The organism is Paenirhizobium selenitireducens ATCC BAA-1503, assembly GCF_000518785.1.
Taxonomy (GTDB): domain Bacteria; phylum Pseudomonadota; class Alphaproteobacteria; order Rhizobiales; family Rhizobiaceae; genus Allorhizobium; species Allorhizobium selenitireducens.
Genome location: NZ_JAEG01000001.1, coordinates 359,829 through 375,760 on the forward strand (window position 1 = coordinate 359,829; position 15,932 = coordinate 375,760).

Consider the following 15,932-nt stretch of genomic DNA (forward strand, 5'->3'; position numbering starts at 1 on the left):
CCCTACGCTTAAACCCAAGGCGCCCTTTCGGACGCCTAACCGCCAATTCCGGAGGATTAGCATGACGGACAAAAGCGCTTCTTTGAAACTCGGGGAAAAGTCGGTCGATCTGACCGTCAAGGCCGGCACGATCGGCCCGGACGTCATCGACATCGGCGCCCTGTACAAGCACACCGGCGCGTTCACCTACGACCCGGGCTTCACGTCCACGGCGTCCTGCGAATCCAAGATCACCTATATCGACGGCGATGAAGGCGTACTGCTGCATCGCGGCTATCCGATCGAACAGCTGGCCGAAAAGGGCGACTTCCTCGAAGTCTGCTACCTGCTGCTTTACGGCGAACTGCCGACCGCCGCGCAGAAGAAGGACTTCGACTACCGCGTCACGCACCACACCATGGTGCACGAGCAGATGAGCAAGTTCTTCACCGGCTTCCGCCGCGACGCCCATCCGATGGCCGTCATGGTCGGCACGGTCGGCGCACTGTCGGCCTTCTACCACGACTCGACCGACATCACCGATCCGCACCAGCGCATGGTCGCTTCGCTGCGCATGATCGCCAAGATGCCAACGATCGCCGCCATGGCCTACAAGTACCATATCGGTCAGCCCTTCGTTTACCCGAAGAACAATCTCGACTACGCCGCCAACTTCCTGCACATGTGCTTCGCGGTTCCCTGCGACGAGTACAAGGTTAACCCGGTTCTGGCCCGCGCCATGGACCGCATCTTCATCCTGCACGCCGACCATGAGCAGAACGCCTCGACCTCGACCGTGCGTCTCGCCGGCTCGTCGGGCGCCAACCCGTTCGCCTGCATCGCGGCCGGCATCGCCTGCCTCTGGGGCCCGGCCCACGGCGGCGCCAACGAAGCGGCGCTTAACATGCTGCAGGAAATCGGCACCGTCGATCGTATTCCGGAATACATCGCCCGCGCCAAGGACAAGAACGACCCGTTCCGCCTGATGGGCTTTGGCCACCGCGTCTACAAGAACTACGACCCGCGCGCCAAGATCATGCAGAAGACCATGTACGAAGTGCTGGAAGCCACCGGCCATTCGGACGATCCGCTGATGCAGGTGGCGCTCGAACTCGAGAAGATCGCGCTCAGCGATCCCTACTTCAAGGAAAAGAAGCTCTACCCGAACGTCGACTTCTATTCCGGCATCACGCTGCGTGCGCTCGGCTTCCCCACGACCATGTTCACCGTTCTCTTCGCGCTCGCCCGCACCGTCGGCTGGATCGCCCAGTGGAACGAAATGATCGAGGATCCGCAGCAGCGCATCGGCCGTCCGCGCCAGCTCTACACCGGCGCGCCGCAGCGCGACTACGTTCCGGTCACCAAGCGCTAAGCGCTTCCAGGACCATCCAGATGCAAGGGCCGGCGGTATTCCGCCGGCCCTTTTTCATTGTCGATTTGGCTCTTTGGGCCTCAGGGACGCGCCGCCAGTTTTCGGCGGTAGATGACCTTCTCCACCTCGCTCACCGCCAGCAGGCTGGAAGCGAGCGCCAAGAGCAGCAGCCAGTCGTTGAGCGTGATCGGGCTGATGCCGAGCAGGCCGTTCAGCCCTGGCACATACATGGCCCCGAGATGCAGCGCCTGCGACCCGATGATCCCGACCAGCAGGAAGGGATTGGAGGCGAGCGACTGGCGAAACACCGATCGCCGCTCGGAGCGGCTGTTGAAGCACTGGAAGTTCTCGAACAGCACGAACAGCACCAGCAGCAGATTGCGCGCCGTAAACTCGCTGACGCCGGTCGAGATCAGCCAGTAGAACAGGGCAAACCCGCCGCCACCCATCAGCAGCGTCGCCACCACGATCCGCCGCACCATGAGCCTGTCGAACAGTGATTCCTCGGGCTTGCGCACCGGCCGTTCGAGCTCGTCTCCCTCCGCCGGCTCGGTCACCAGGGCAATGTCCTGCACGCCGTTGGTGACGAGGTTGAGCCACAGAAGCTGCACGGCGGTGAGCGGCATGGGCGTGCCGAGGATCATCGCCAGCAGGAAGAGCAGCACCTCCGCGGCCCCGGTCGAGACCAGCATGAAGACGACCTTGCGGATATTGCTGTAGGCGACCCGGCCCTCGCGAATGCCGGCGACGATGGAGGCGAAATTGTCGTCGGTGAGGATGATGTCGGCGCTCTCCTTGGCGACATCCGTTCCGGCCCGGCCCATGGCGACCCCGACATGGGCGTGCTTGAGCGCTGGCGCATCGTTCACCCCGTCGCCGGTCACCGCCACGTAATGGCCGTTGCGGGCCAGCGAGCGGACGATGGCGAGCTTGTGGTCCGGCTTGACCCGGGCGAAGATGCGCACATGCCGGGTCAAGGCGTCGAGAGACTGTTCGCCAGCCGCAACCGCCGCAGCCACCTGTTCGCCAGTCGCCACGTCCTCAGGCTCAAAGACAAGCCCCGCCTCCTTGGCAATCGCGGTTGCGGTGCGCGGATCGTCGCCGGTGATCACCACAACCTCGATGCCGGCGGTGCGGCAGGCGGCGAGCGCGGCCGGCACTTCCGGACGGATCGGGTCCTGCATCCCGGTAAAGCCGAGGAAATTCAGGTCGATCAGCATATGGTCGCCGTAGTCGCCGTTCAGCGTATGCGCCATGCGCCCCTCGGCAAAGGCCAGCACCCTGAGCCCCTTGCGGGTCATCGCGTCCATCTGCCGATGCAAGAGATCATGCTCGACGGGAACCGCCCGGTCGCCCACCTGCATCGTGCCGCACATGGTAAGGAGCATTTCCGGCGCGCCCTTGACGAAGATGTGCAGGTGATCGGCATCCACATGGAAGGACGCGGCGTATTTCAGCTCCGGTTCGTAGGGAATGCGTTTTTCCAGGCGGTAGCGCTCCATCAGATCGGTCTTGCTGACGCCGCCCTTGTGGGCGGCGGCCAGCAGGGCGATGTCGACGGTGTCGCCCATCGGATCGAAGCCGCCGTCGCCGCTGCGCCCCAGCTCACCCTCATTGGGCAGCGTCGCCGCCCGCAGCAGGCGCTGGACGGCCGGGCTCGGCCGATCGTGCTCGCCATCGTGGCTGCGAATGCCCCCGGCGACGGGATCGACGCCCGTGTCGAACAGCCAATGCGTATCGTCAGGCAGCCGGATATCGGTGACCGTCAGTTCGTTGAGCGTCAGCGTGCCGGTCTTGTCGGTGGCGATCATGGTGCAGGAGCCGAGCGATTCGACTGCCGGCAGGTTGCGCACCACCACATTGACCTTGGCCATGCGGCGCATGCTGATGGCAAGCGCCACCGTGATGGCGATCGGCAGGCCCTCCGGAATGGCGCTGACAGCAAGGCCGATCGACATGGTGAGCAATTCGCCGAGCGCCATCTGGCGCCACAGGCCAACGCCGATCAGGAAGACGATGGCGACGCCGACCGCGACCGCGATCAGCCGGGTAAAATCCTCCATCCGGATCATCAGCGGCGGCTTGGCGGTCGAGCGCTCCTGGATGGCCCCGGCGATCTTGCCGAGCTCGGTCTGGCTGCCGGTGGCGACGACCAGGCCGCGGGCCCGTCCTCGGGTCACGATCGTGCCGGCAAAGACCACGTCGCCGGTCTCCTTCGCCACCGCGCGCGACTCGCCGGTATGCGCAGCCTCGTCGCATTGCAGACCGCTTGCCTCGATCAGGCGAATGTCGGCTGGCACGCGTTCGCCGGATTCGAGCATGACGAGATCGTCCGGGACAAGGCCTGCCGCATCGATCACCTGCCGCTGGCCGTCGCGGATGACCGTCGCATGCGGCTGTTCCAGCGCCCGCAGCGCATCGGCCGACTTGCCGGCGGAATATTCCTGGATCGCACCGATGATGCCGTTGACCATCAGCACCGTGGCGATGAACAGGGCATCGGTGATCTCGCTGATGAGGGTCGAAAGCGCTGCCGAGGCCATCAGGATGTAGATCAGCGGGCTCAGAAACTGCAGCGCCAGGACCTTGATGAAGGACGGGCTGCCAGCGACCGGCAGGCGGTTCTCGCCGAATTTCTCCAGCTGACGCACGGCCTCAGCGCTGCTGAGCCCAGTCAAGGTTCCCACCACTTCGCCCTTGGTGCCATCCGTCTCTGCCATCCCTGCCCCGCATGTTCGCCCAACCGGCCGGAGCCGCGTTTTTTGTTGTACCCGATATTGATGCCGATGCTACCGCGTCATTGTGAAACGTGGCGCGCGCCCCGGCCTTGCAGACCGGCCCGCAGGACCGATTCCTGCACCGGCCGGGCGCTCGCTGCCGCAGGCGTGCCGCCCGGCGCCTTTTCGCCGAACATCCCTTCATTTCCGCAGCGGTTTGTTCTAAGGAACGTCAACCGCTTCGCCGTCTGCGAAGAGCTGTAATGAGGTGATTTAGTTCCGATGATGGAAGTTCTGAGAAAAGCTGCCCACACTCTGGTCGCAAAACTGCTGATGCTCTTGTTGGTCGCCTCCTTCGGGATCTGGGGCATTTCCGCATCGCTTTTCAGCTCGGCATCGGACACTGTCATCGCCGTCGGCGACCAGCAGGTGTCGGCGAGCGAGTTCAGCCTCGCCTACCAGCGCCAGCTCGCAGACCTCGGCCGCCGCTTCGGCGTGAAGCTCACCACCGAGCAGGCCAAGGGCCTCGGCGTCGAGAGCCAGGTCTATGCCCAGCTTTCCGCCGGCGCCGCCCTCGACCAGCTGTCGGAAGACATGAACCTCGGCCTCTCCAAGGACCGCCTGGCGCAGCTCATCGCCGAGGACCCGGCCTTCAAGTCCGAGACCGGCCAGTTCGACCGCAACCTCTTCACTGCAAGGCTGCGCAATGCCGGCCTGCGCGAGGACGACTATATCCTCGAGCGTTCCAAGGTGGCCGTGCGCAGCCAGATCGTCGAGGCGACCTCTGACGGTTTCCTTGCGCCGAAGACGCTTGTCGACGCGCTCAAGGCCCACCGCGATGAGACGCGCGACTTGAGCTACCTGCTGCTGACCAATGCCAATATCGACCCGATCAAGGCGCCGGACGAAGCCACGCTCGCCGCCTGGTTCGAAACCGTCAAGGCCCGCTATCGCGCGCCGGAATACCGCAGCTTCGCCTATGTGAAGCTTGAGCCTTCCGACATCGCCGACAAGGCAGCCATCTCCGACGAGGCGATCCGCCAGGATTACGAAGCCCACAGGAAGAACTACGAGATCGCCGGCACCCGCACGATCGAACAGCTGAGCTTCGAGAACCGCGAAATGGCCGATGCCGCCGCCGCAGAACTCAAGGCCGGCACCACCTTCGACCAGCTGGTCACGGACCAGGGCAAGACGGCCAGCGACGTGCTGCTTGGCGAGTTCTCGCACGACAAGCTGCCCGATCCGGTCCTTGCCGACGCCGCATTCGCCGTCACCAAGGAAGGCGTCACGACCGACGTCATCGACGGTGCGCTTGGTCCGGTCATTCTTCGCATCACCAATATCAAGGAAGGCCGCACCCGGCCGCTGGACGAGGTGAAGGAAGATATCCGCGAAACGCTGGCGGAAGCCGCTGCGATCGAGGACATCGCCACCGTGCACGACCAGTTCGAGGACCTGCGCGCCGGCGGCTCCACCCTCGAGGAGGCGGCCACCCAGCTCAAGCTCAAGCCGATCACCGTCAAGGCCGCCGACAGCAGCGGCAAGGACGAGAAGGAAGTCGACGTTCCGGACCTGCCGGAACGCGCCGCGCTTCTCGCCGAAGTGTTCCAGACCGACGTCGGCGTCGAGGCCCTGCCGGTCAATATCGGCAATGACGGCTATATTTGGCTCGAGGTGAAGGACATCATCGCCGAGCGCGACCGGACCCTTGATGAAGTCCGCGAGAAGGCTACGGCCGACTGGATTGCCGAACAGCAGAAGATCGCGCTCGGCGCCCGGGCCGAGAGCCTGAAGGAACGCGCCGTCAAGGGCGAGACGCTGGAAGTCATCGCCACCGAACTTGGCATCGCGATCGAGAGCAAGGCCGGCATTCGTCGCCAGACCGAAGACGCCGTCCTCGGCACGGCAGCCGTGACGGCCGCCTTCAGCGGTCCGGTCGGAACCGTCGGCAGCGCCCCCGGCGGCGATCCGGAAACCCAGATCCTGCTCAAGGTGACGGACGTCAAGGACCAGCCGACGAGCGATGCGCTGGTCAACGACGAAGCCCAGATCGCCACGATCGCCAAGGCGTCCGGCGACGACATCCTCGACCAGATGGTCAACCGGCTGCAGGACGATTACGGCGTGACGATCAACCAGCAGCTTGCCGAACAGGCAATGGTTCGCTGAGGCGAAGGGAGCAAGGAAGATGTCCGGTCTGAAGCCCTATATCGCCAAGATCGCCACGCGGCAGGCCCTGACGCGTCAGGAAGCCAGCGAAGCCTTCGAGGTGCTGATGTCCGGCGAGGCCAGCATGGCCCAGATCGGCGGTTTCCTGATGGCGCTGCGGGTGCGCGGCGAGACCGTCGACGAGATCGCCGGCGCGGTCTCGATCATGCGCTCCAAGATGGTCGCAGTCGACGCCCCCGCCGATGCCATCGACATCGTCGGCACCGGTGGCGACGGCACCAACACCTACAATATCTCGACGCTGGCCGCGCTGATCGTCGCCGGCGCCGGTGTGCCGGTCGCCAAGCATGGCAACCGCGCCTTGAGCTCGAAGTCGGGCGCCGCCGACAGCCTGTCGGCGCTCGGCGTCCGGCTCGACATCGATCCTGAGACGATCTCCCGCTGCATTCGCGAGGCCGGCATCGGCTTCATGTTCGCCCAACTGCATCACCCGGCCATGCGCCATGTCGGTCCGGCCCGCGTCGAACTCGGTACCCGCACGATCTTCAACATCGTCGGTCCGCTGTCGAGCCCCGCCAGCGTCAAGCGCCAGCTGTTCGGCGTCTATTCGCCGGAATGGCTACTGCCCGGCGCCGAAGCGCTGCGTGATCTCGGTCTCGAAAGCGCCTGGGTCGTCCACGGCAGCGGCCTCGACGAGGTGACCACCACCGGCCCGACGCAGGTCGCCGCGCTGAAGAACGGCGAGATCACCACCTTCGAACTGAGACCGGACGATTTTGGCGTTCCGACCGTGCCGCTCGAGGCGATCCGCGGCGGCGACGGCGAGGTCAACGCTGCAGCGCTGCGCGAGGTCCTGGGCGGCGCCCGCAACCCCTATCGCGACGTCTCGCTGTGCAACGCCGCCGCGGCCCTGATCGTGGCCGGCAAGGCCGACACCGTCCGCGAGGGCATGGAACTGGCCAGCCGTTCGATCGACAGCGGCGCTGCCGCAGCCGCGCTGGACAAGCTGATCGCGGTTTCCAACCAGGCACCACGGGACTGACGGCCATGGCGGACATCCTCAAGCGTATCGAGATCTACAAGCGCGAAGAGATCGCCGCCGCCAAGGTGGCGCGACCGATTGCCGAACTGAAGGCACTGGCCGCCGAGCAGCCCGCTCCGCGCGGCTTCTATCGCGCCCTGACGGCACGCCGCGCCGCCGGCGAATTCGGCCTGATCGCCGAGATCAAGAAGGCAAGCCCGTCCAAGGGCCTCATCCGCCCGGATTTCGATCCGCCAGCGCTGGCGGCAGCCTATGAGGCGGGCGGTGCGGCCTGCCTCTCGGTGCTGACCGACACGCCGAGCTTCCAGGGCTCGCTCGACTATCTCGTCCAGGCACGGGCGGCCTGCGGCCTTCCGGCGCTGCGCAAGGATTTCATGTTCGAAACCTATCAGGTGTTCGAAGCCCGGGCCCACGGCGCCGACTGCATCCTGCTGATCATGGCATCGCTCAGCGACGACGAGGCGAAGCGCCTCGAAGACGACGCGTTCGCGCTTGGCATGGACGTGCTGATCGAGGTGCATGACGAAGCCGAACTGGAGCGGGCGCTGAAACTCGCCTCGCCGATGATCGGCATCAACAATCGCAACCTCCGGACCTTCGAGGTCAGCCTTTCCGTCAGCGAGCGGCTGGCCGCCATGGTGCCGGCCGACCGTCTGCTGGTCGGCGAGAGCGGCATCTTCACCTTCGACGACTGCAAGCGGCTGGAAGCCTGCGGCATCACCACTTTCCTCGTCGGCGAGAGCCTGATGCGCCAGACCGACGTTGCCGCCGCGACCCGCCTGCTGCTGACCGGCCAGCCTCCGGCACAGGTCGCCTGATGGCGGGCCTCACCCACATCACCGCCTCCGGCGAGGCGCATATGGTCGATGTCGGCGACAAGGCGGAGACGGCCCGCAGCGCCACCGCCGAGGGCTATGTGCGGATGGCACCGTCGACCCTCGACGTGATCCGCTCCGGCAATGCCAGGAAGGGCGACGTGATCGCCACGGCCCGCATCGCCGGCATCATGGCGGCCAAGCAGACCTCGAACCTCATTCCGCTCTGCCATCCGCTGATGCTGACCAAGGTGACCGTCGACATCGATGAAGACGCTGATCTGCCAGGCCTGCGCGTCACGGCAACCGCCAAGCTGACCGGCAAGACCGGTGTCGAGATGGAAGCGCTGACCGCCGTCTCGGTCGCCTGCCTGACGATCTACGACATGGCCAAGGCGGTCGACAAGGCGATGGAGATCGGCGGGGTCAGGCTGATCGAGAAGACCGGCGGCAAGTCCGGCACTTTCCGCCATCCGGAGGCCAACTGATGTCGCTGCTCTCGGTCGAAGAAGCCCAGCGCCGCCTGCTGGAGGCCACCGCTCCCCTCGCCCGCAGCGAGACCCTGCCCCTTGGCGAAGCCGACAGCCGCATATTGAGCGCCGACATCAAGGCCCGGCTGACCCAGCCGCCTTTCGACGCCTCGGCGATGGACGGTTATGCGCTGCGTGCCGCTGACGCACCGGAACCCGGAACGGTCCTCAAGGTGATCGGCACATCGGCCGCGGGCCATGGCTTCGACGGCACCGTCGGTCCGGGTGAGACGGTGCGCATCTTCACCGGCGCACCGGTGCCGGCCGGGGCCGATGCCATCCTCATCCAGGAGGATGCCGAGAAGCTCGAAGGCCAGGCGATCCACACCACGTTCCCGGTGACGCTCGGCCGGCATATCCGCCCGCGCGGCCAGGATTTCGCCGAGGGCGAGACGGTGCTGAAGGCCGGCGAACAACTCGATTTTTCCCGCCTGATGCTGATCGCGGCGATGAACCATGCGACCGTCGAGGTCTTCGCCAGACCGCGCGTGGCGATCCTTGCCACCGGCGACGAACTCGTATCGCCTGGCGAACAGCCCGGCCCGCACCAGATCATCGGCTCCAACACCTTCGGCATCGCGGCGCTTGCCCGCCAGGCCGGCGCAGAGGTCGTTGATCTCGGCATCGTCGGCGACGACCGCGCGGCAATCACCGCCGCCGTCGACAAGGCCCGCGCCTGCGGCGCCGACATCCTCGTCACCCTCGGCGGCGCTTCGGTCGGCGACCACGATCTCGTCCAGTCGACGCTGGTCGCCGCCGGCATGCGCCTCGACTTCTGGAAGATCGCCATGCGCCCCGGCAAGCCGCTGATGGTCGGCGAGCTTGGCGGCATGCACGTGCTCGGCCTGCCGGGCAATCCGGTCTCGTCCATGGTCTGCGGCCTGCTGTTCATGGAGCCGCTGCTGGCAAAGCTCACGGGGCGCCCGCCCCTTGCGCGCCTCTCGACGGCGCGCACCTCCACCGTGCTTGCCACCAACGACAAGCGCCAGGACTATCTGCGCGCCCGGCTGATCCGCGATGCGGACGGGAATGTCCGGGCCGAGAGCTACGGCAAGCAGGATTCGTCGATGATGAAGATTTTTGCCCGCTCCGACTGCCTGATCATCCGCCCGCCCCATGCCCCCGAACTGCCGGTTGGCGCAGAGACACCGGTGCTTCTGCTGCGGCCCTTGGAGGCCTGACCGGAGCGCTCCGGTCGCTCAGCAGAACGGCCGGCGAGCGCCGGCCATTCTGGGAGTTGTAGTAACGGTCCGTTCTCACCGGTCGCGGCTCTTTTCCTCTCGGAAAAGCCGGCCCTTCGCTTTGCGTTCAGGGCGTTCGCCGCTGCAATCGGGGAGCTGGATCGATTGCTCCGCTGCGCGGATCGCGGCTCTTTTCCTGTCGGAAAAGCCGGCCCTTCGCTTGGGCTCAGGGCGTTCGCCGCTGCGATCGATTCACTGGATCGATCGCTCCGCTTCGCGGATCGCGGCTCACCCCTCCGGCGTCAGGGTGACGGAGGTGCCGGTGGCGGCGAGGTTGAGGCCGAGTTGGCCGGTGACGCTCACCGTCTGCAGGTGGATCGAGCCGGCCGTGCCGCCGACGAGAATATTGGCACCGATGCCGGCACCGACGGTCGCCTCGGCGCTTGCGCCCTGGTAGAGGCCGCCGAGCGAGCCGTGGTGGTAGCCGGCCGTCGGGGCAAACACCGCCCAGACCAGCTTGGAGCGCGTGGTGAAGCCGATGTCGACGCCCATCTTGCGGATCGTGCCGCTATAGCGATCGAGCGCCTCGCCACCCATGGCGGAGGAGAACACGCAATCGGCCTGCTTGGCTGAGCCGATGACATAACCGACCCCGCCGCCGACATCGCAGGTCAGGTAGCCGATGCGCACGCCGCCGACCCGGTCGCTTTCCTGATAGGTCGGCACCGGCTCGCGCGCCGTGACCGCGTCGGCGGAAACGGCCATGCCGGCCGAAAGCAAGACCGGCAGTGCGGCGATCGCCGTGGTGATTGTCTTCTTCATCCCTGTATTCCTTCTTGTCTTTGCATTCTCCGCGCAGGCCCATGGGGCGATGCAGGCGTGGAGCTTGGTCAACGCGCGTGGCGAAAGAATGATCCAATGACGGCGGCACAGCGGCGTTTGTGGGCGGCGGGGCCTTGCCGGCCCTTGCCTCCGGATATGACTCTGGCGCTTGGTCCCCTTGCGCTGACGGTGCGTGCGATCTCCCCCCTTGTGGGGGAGATGTCGGCGTAGCCGACAGAGGGGGGTATCGCTCGCGACGGGTCGGCAATCGTAGATATGGGGTGTGCTCCATTCTGCGTCGTACCAAGTCGCCCCCCTCTGTCCTGCCGGACATCTCCCCCACGAGGGGGGAGATCGACCCTGGGGCCGGCCCCTTGCCCAGCCGGAAACGCCGGCCGGGCTTTTTGGCCCTCCGGTTCCGCTGTCATTTCCTCTTGCCCAGGCCAAACCTGAGCGGACGGGGCGCCTCTGGCTGCCGCGTAAGGTAAAAAATTCAAATGACACCCGGAGGCGCCCCGTTCGGCGGTTTTTGTCCCGCGACTTCGGCCTCTCTGCGGCGCCGGCCCTTGCCGGGGATTTTTTAAGGCAGGCCCGGCTTTCACCGGCGGACGCCCGCACACCCTCGACAACCCGGTCTTACCACCATGCCACGCCACACAGGCGCTCCCGGCGCGCTGTCAGGGCCGGCAAGGTCTTGGGCCGTCCAAAGCCCAAAAATCTTGCCCCCACGTCGCCAGGGGGAGACCATTTTCCGCGGACCCCGGGGAAAGGCTCTCGCGTCCTTCCTCTTCCCCCGGCGCCGGCCCCGCCTCGCCACAACGCCTTGTGGTGTATCCGCGACGGAACAAGGTCAGTTTAGGGCCGGAGTTGGTGGGCGGGGAAGATTGGGGCGGGTCGCGTCTGATTTTGCTGGGGAATCGGGGCTGGGCTTCCCCGTCTGTGTGGCGTGTGGGGCGGGATGCTTCGAGGCCTGGCCTTGAGGTCAGGCACCTCAGCGCGAGGGGCGAACGACGGCGGCTCTCGCCGCGAGGCGGCCTCGGGAAACGCCTCACCAAGGCGCACGACGAAAGCCATTGGCATGAGGGCAGGCCCGCGGCCCCTCTTGCCGCTGCCGCCACCTTCTCCCCGCGGGCGGGGAGAAGGGGAACTCCGGCCGATCTCAGACCAGCCGGCTCTGTTCCACGGCGGCCTCGATGAAGCTCGAAAACAGCGGATGCGGGTCGAGCGGGCGGGATTTGAGTTCCGGGTGGTACTGGACGCCGATGAACCACGGGTGGTCCGGGTATTCGACGGTTTCCGGCAGGAGGCCGTCGGGGGACATGCCGGAGAACACCAAGCCGCAGGCTTCGAGGCGGTCCTTGTAGTCGACATTGACCTCGTAGCGGTGGCGGTGGCGCTCGGAGATTTCCGTCGAGCCGTAGATCTCGGCGATCTTGGTGCCCTTCTTGAGCGAGGCCTTGTAGGCACCGAGACGCATGGTGCCGCCGAGGTCGCCGGAAGCGGCGCGCTTTTCCAGCGCATTGCCCTTCATCCACTCGGTCATCAGGCCGACCACCGGTTCCTCGGTCTTGCCGAATTCGGTGGAGGAGGCCTTTTCGATGCCGGCGAGATGGCGGGCCGCCTCGACGACGGCCATCTGCATGCCGAAGCAGATGCCGAAGTAGGGCACCTTGTGTTCGCGGGCGAACTGGGCGGCGTGGATCTTGCCTTCCGAGCCGCGCTCGCCGAAGCCGCCGGGCACCAGGATGCCGTTGACCTTTTCGAGATAGGGCGCCGGGTCTTCCTTTTCGAAGACTTCCGACTCGATCCACTCGAGCTTGACCTTGACGCGATTGGCGATGCCGCCGTGATAGAGCGCCTCGATCAGCGACTTGTAGGCGTCCTTGAGGCCGGTATACTTGCCGACGATGGCGATGGTCACCTCGCCTTCCGGCGTGCGGATGCGGTTGCAGACCTCTTCCCACTGGTCGAGACGGGGCTTTGGCGCCGGCTCGATGCCAAAGGCGGCCAGAACCTCATTGTCGAGGCCTTCCTTGTGATAGGCCATCGGCACGTCGTAGATATTGGCGACGTCGAGCGCCTGGATGACGGCGGAGGCCCGCACATTGCAGAACAGCGACAGCTTGCGGCGTTCGGCTTCCGGGATCTCGCGGTCGGCGCGCACAAGCAGGATGTCGGGATGGATGCCGAGCGCCTGCAGTTCCTTGACCGAATGCTGGGTCGGCTTTGTCTTCAGCTCGCCGGCGGCCGGGATATAGGGCATCAGCGTCAGGTGGACATAGACGGCCGTGCCGCGCGGCAAATCATTGCCGAGTTGGCGGATCGCCTCCATGAACGGCATGGCCTCGATGTCGCCGACCGTGCCGCCGATCTCGCAGATGACGAAGTCGTATTCGTCATTGCCCTCGATGACGAAATCCTTGATCTCGTTGGTGACGTGCGGGATGACCTGGACGGTCGCGCCGAGATAGTCGCCGCGGCGTTCCTTGTCGATGATGTTCTTGTAGATCCGACCGGTGGTGATGTTGTCGGTCTTGGTGGCCGAACGCCCCGTGAAGCGTTCGTAGTGACCGAGGTCAAGGTCCGTCTCGGCGCCATCGTCGGTGACGAACACTTCCCCATGCTGGGTCGGGCTCATCGTGCCGGGATCGACGTTGAGATAGGGGTCCAGCTTGCGCAGTCGAACGCGGTAACCCCGCGCCTGCAGCAAAGCTCCGAGTGCCGCGGCCGCAATTCCTTTGCCAAGAGAGGAAACCACGCCGCCAGTGATGAATACATATCGCGCCATGGGCTTCACCGGATACCGTTTCGAATTCGATTCCGCCAGCCCAAAATCGGCCTTTACCCACTTTTTTGTTAAGCGGGGCGGAATATGCACAAAAGAAAACCGGCGGACCCGAGAGCCCGCCGGAGCGATGAGAAGTCAGGCGATCAGTTGCCGGTGGGTACGGCGTTCGGATCGGCCTTGGGGGCGGCCGGTGCGGCTGCACCATTCGTAGCAGGTGCCGGCGTGGTCGCCGGAGCGGCACCCGGAAGCTGGTCGAGCACGTTGCCGCCCGGAACCGCCGTTCCGGCCGGGATGCGGTCGAGAATGTCGGTCGGCTTCGCTTCGTATCGGGCAAGAAGGCCCAGACCCAGCGACGTGATGAAGAACAGCGTCGCGAGGATCGCCGTGGTGCGGGTCAGCGCATTGGCCGTGCCGCGCGCCGACATGAAGCCGGAGCCGCCGCCGACGCCCAAGCCGCCGCCTTCGGAACGCTGGATCAGAACGACGCCGACAAGCGCCAGCACGATCATGAGATGAATGACAATCAATACGGTCTGCATGAATTTTCCACCTGCCCGAAAGGGGCATAATCAATCGGTTGGCCGCTCTTTACATGAGAGGCCACGGCAAAGGAAGCCCTGAACGGCAGCACCCACCGCCTTTTCAGGCGGTAAGTTCCTCATAGACGCGGTATATGGCGAGGAAATCGGAGGCTTTCAAGCTGGCCCCGCCGATCAGCGCGCCGTCGACATTGGCGACGCCCATCAGTTCCTTCGCGTTGGAAGGTTTGACCGAACCGCCATAGAGGATGCGCATCTTCTGACCTTCCGCCCCGAAGCGCTTGACGAGTTCGGCGCGCATGAAGGCATGGGCCTCCTCGACGTCGGTTACGGTCGGGGTAAGCCCCGTGCCGATCGCCCAGACCGGCTCGTAGGCGATCACGGTGTTTTCGGCGGTGGCCGTGTCCGGCAGGGAGCCGGAGAGCTGGCGCTTGAGAATGTCCAGCGTCTGGCTGGCCTTGCGCTCGTCGGCCGTCTCGCCGATGCAGACGATCGCGGTCAGTTCGCTGGCATAGGCGGCCTCGGCCTTCGCCCGCACCAGATGGTCGGTCTCGGCATGGTCGGTGCGGCGCTCGGAATGGCCGACGATCACATAGGTGCCGAAGCAGTCGGCGATCATTTCCGCCGAGATGTCGCCGGTATGGGCGCCCGAGGCGTTCTGGTGGCAGTCCTGGGCGCCGATGGCGAGCGGGCTGTCGTCGCAGAGCGCGGTCGCCACATAGAGCAGCGTCGCCGGCGGGCAGATCAGCGTCTCGACCTTTTCCGACAGCGGGCCTTTCACGCCCTCGGCCATCGCCTTGATCTGGTCAAGCGAGGCACGCGTGCCGTTCATCTTCCAGTTTCCCGCGACAAGCGGACGGACATTCGGTGTCGTCATGGTCAAAACCCACCCCAGCTACGTTAGCCCGGACCTAGCAAATCAAGGGGGCGATGAAAAGCGCGGTGGCCGCGATTCGCCTGCAAATCGGGCGATATGGTGAAAATCCGACGCGGTTTTGCGGCATAAATTAGCAAAGCCTGCGTGCAGCCCGCCACTTCACCGCGCCGTCAGCAGCCAGTTGAGGATCGAGCGCCAGTCGCTCATGCGCACCGGCGTACCGTGCGAGCCGGTCTCGAACAGGGTGAAGCGGGTCGGATAGCCGGCCTTGTGCAGCCGGTCGTAGAGGTCGATCTGGTCGGCCGGCGCATAGACGCTGTCGCGGCTGCCATGGGTGAAGAAGACCGGCAGCTTTGCCTTGTGCGCGGCGCTGCCGATGAAGGACGGGTCGGTCGCCCCGCCGAGAATGGCAAGGCCGGCGAGATGGGAAACGGTGGCCGTGTCGCGGGCGGCACCCCAGCAGATGAAGCTGCCCATGGAGGCGCAGGCGAGCACCACCGGCCGGCCCGGAGAGCGGGCGGCGGCATGGGCGATCAGGGCGGAAATCGCCGTGACGCCGGCGGCGTCGAAGGAGGTGACGGACGGGGCATAGTAGACGCCGCCGTTTTCGACCGCGAGGTTCTTCAGCCGGTTGAAATTGCCACCGAAGGAGAAGTCGTTGATGCCGAGCCGCCGGTCGCCGCCACGGCCGTGGATGAAGATCACGGTGAAGGCGGCGGCGTCCGCCGGGCCGACGCGGGCGACCTCCAGATTGCCGGAGGGCAGTTGCAGGGTTTCGTTGACCTGCTGGCGCTTGACGCCGAGGTCGACATATTTCGATTTCACCCGCCGCTCGGGGATCTGGTCGCGGCCGTTGATGTCGCGCAGTTCCTGGTAGTCGACCACCTCGAAATCGCCGCCATCGCGGCTTTCCAGCACGATCGGCTGGGAAAACAACGCATCCTTGAACGGCTGCAAAGCCTCGGCTCCGGCGGGGCCGGCGGCAAGCGCGCCGAGAAGCCCGCACAAAACGGCGGCCTTGCGGAAATGAGCTGTGGACATCTGCATCGAAGCGGGGTCTCCTTGCGGGATCAGGCCTTGCCTTCGCCCATGTCGGCA

Annotated in this window: 12 protein-coding genes; 6 read left to right on the forward strand and 6 right to left on the reverse strand. The window is 65.6% G+C overall.

All coding sequences use genetic code 11. From position 1 onward, the window contains the following. Positions 1-61: 61 nt before the first annotated feature. Positions 62-1,351: a citrate synthase gene (gene gltA / locus L867_RS0101805; RefSeq protein WP_028735294.1), complete on the forward strand. Its 1,290-nt coding sequence runs from the start codon at positions 62-64 to the stop codon at positions 1,349-1,351. Positions 1,352-1,431: 80 nt separating this feature from the next. On the opposite strand, the gene L867_RS0101810 is transcribed toward gltA, so the two are convergent. Then, complete coding sequence (locus L867_RS0101810; protein ID WP_028735295.1) at positions 1,432-4,071, reverse strand: cation-translocating P-type ATPase; 2,640 nt, start codon at positions 4,069-4,071, stop codon at positions 1,432-1,434. Positions 4,072-4,350: 279 nt separating this feature from the next. On the opposite strand from L867_RS0101810, the gene L867_RS0101820 reads away from it, so the two are divergent. The 5 genes from L867_RS0101820 to L867_RS0101840 are packed head-to-tail and all read left to right on the forward strand — an operon-like array spanning position 4,351 to position 9,808. Next, on the forward strand, positions 4,351-6,240 hold the full coding sequence (locus L867_RS0101820) for a peptidylprolyl isomerase (protein ID WP_028735296.1): 1,890 nt from the start codon (positions 4,351-4,353) through the stop codon (positions 6,238-6,240). 19 nt (positions 6,241-6,259) lie between these two features. Next, entirely contained in the window at positions 6,260-7,282 is a 1,023-nt protein-coding gene (gene trpD / locus L867_RS0101825) for an anthranilate phosphoribosyltransferase (RefSeq protein ID WP_028735297.1), read from the forward strand. Between the two features lie 5 nt (positions 7,283-7,287). Continuing rightward, on the forward strand, positions 7,288-8,100 hold the full coding sequence (gene trpC / locus L867_RS0101830) for an indole-3-glycerol phosphate synthase TrpC (RefSeq protein ID WP_028735298.1): 813 nt from the start codon (positions 7,288-7,290) through the stop codon (positions 8,098-8,100). Beyond that, positions 8,100-8,585: a cyclic pyranopterin monophosphate synthase MoaC gene (moaC, locus tag L867_RS0101835; protein WP_037172316.1), complete on the forward strand. Its 486-nt coding sequence runs from the start codon at positions 8,100-8,102 to the stop codon at positions 8,583-8,585. The genes trpC and moaC overlap by 1 nt, the downstream gene beginning before the upstream one ends. Beyond that, positions 8,585-9,808, forward strand: a complete 1,224-nt coding sequence (locus tag L867_RS0101840; RefSeq protein ID WP_028735300.1) for a molybdopterin molybdotransferase MoeA — start codon at positions 8,585-8,587, stop codon at positions 9,806-9,808. Before moaC ends, L867_RS0101840 begins: the two co-directional genes overlap by 1 nt. Before the next feature lie 288 nt (positions 9,809-10,096). Here L867_RS0101840 and L867_RS0101845 read toward each other — a convergent pair whose 3' ends face one another. The 5 genes from L867_RS0101845 to L867_RS0101865 form a co-directional block, all read right to left on the reverse strand. Next, on the reverse strand, positions 10,097-10,630 hold the full coding sequence (locus L867_RS0101845) for a DUF992 domain-containing protein (protein ID WP_028735301.1): 534 nt from the start codon (positions 10,628-10,630) through the stop codon (positions 10,097-10,099). Positions 10,631-11,789: 1,159 nt separating this feature from the next. Then, positions 11,790-13,427 carry a CTP synthase gene (locus L867_RS0101850; RefSeq protein WP_084638416.1) on the reverse strand — a complete coding sequence of 546 codons (1,638 nt, stop codon included), beginning with the start codon at positions 13,425-13,427 and terminating at the stop codon, positions 11,790-11,792. A gap of 134 nt (positions 13,428-13,561) precedes the next feature. After that, positions 13,562-13,957 carry a preprotein translocase subunit SecG gene (secG, locus tag L867_RS0101855; RefSeq protein ID WP_028735303.1) on the reverse strand — a complete coding sequence of 132 codons (396 nt, stop codon included), beginning with the start codon at positions 13,955-13,957 and terminating at the stop codon, positions 13,562-13,564. Between the two features lie 103 nt (positions 13,958-14,060). After that, positions 14,061-14,834 carry a triose-phosphate isomerase gene (tpiA, locus tag L867_RS0101860; protein WP_037172318.1) on the reverse strand — a complete coding sequence of 258 codons (774 nt, stop codon included), beginning with the start codon at positions 14,832-14,834 and terminating at the stop codon, positions 14,061-14,063. Between the two features lie 159 nt (positions 14,835-14,993). After that, the gene (locus L867_RS0101865) at positions 14,994-15,881 is read right to left on the reverse strand and encodes a phospholipase (RefSeq protein WP_028735305.1); all 888 of its coding nucleotides are present in this window, start codon (positions 15,879-15,881) and stop codon (positions 14,994-14,996) included. Positions 15,882-15,932 lie beyond the last annotated feature (51 nt).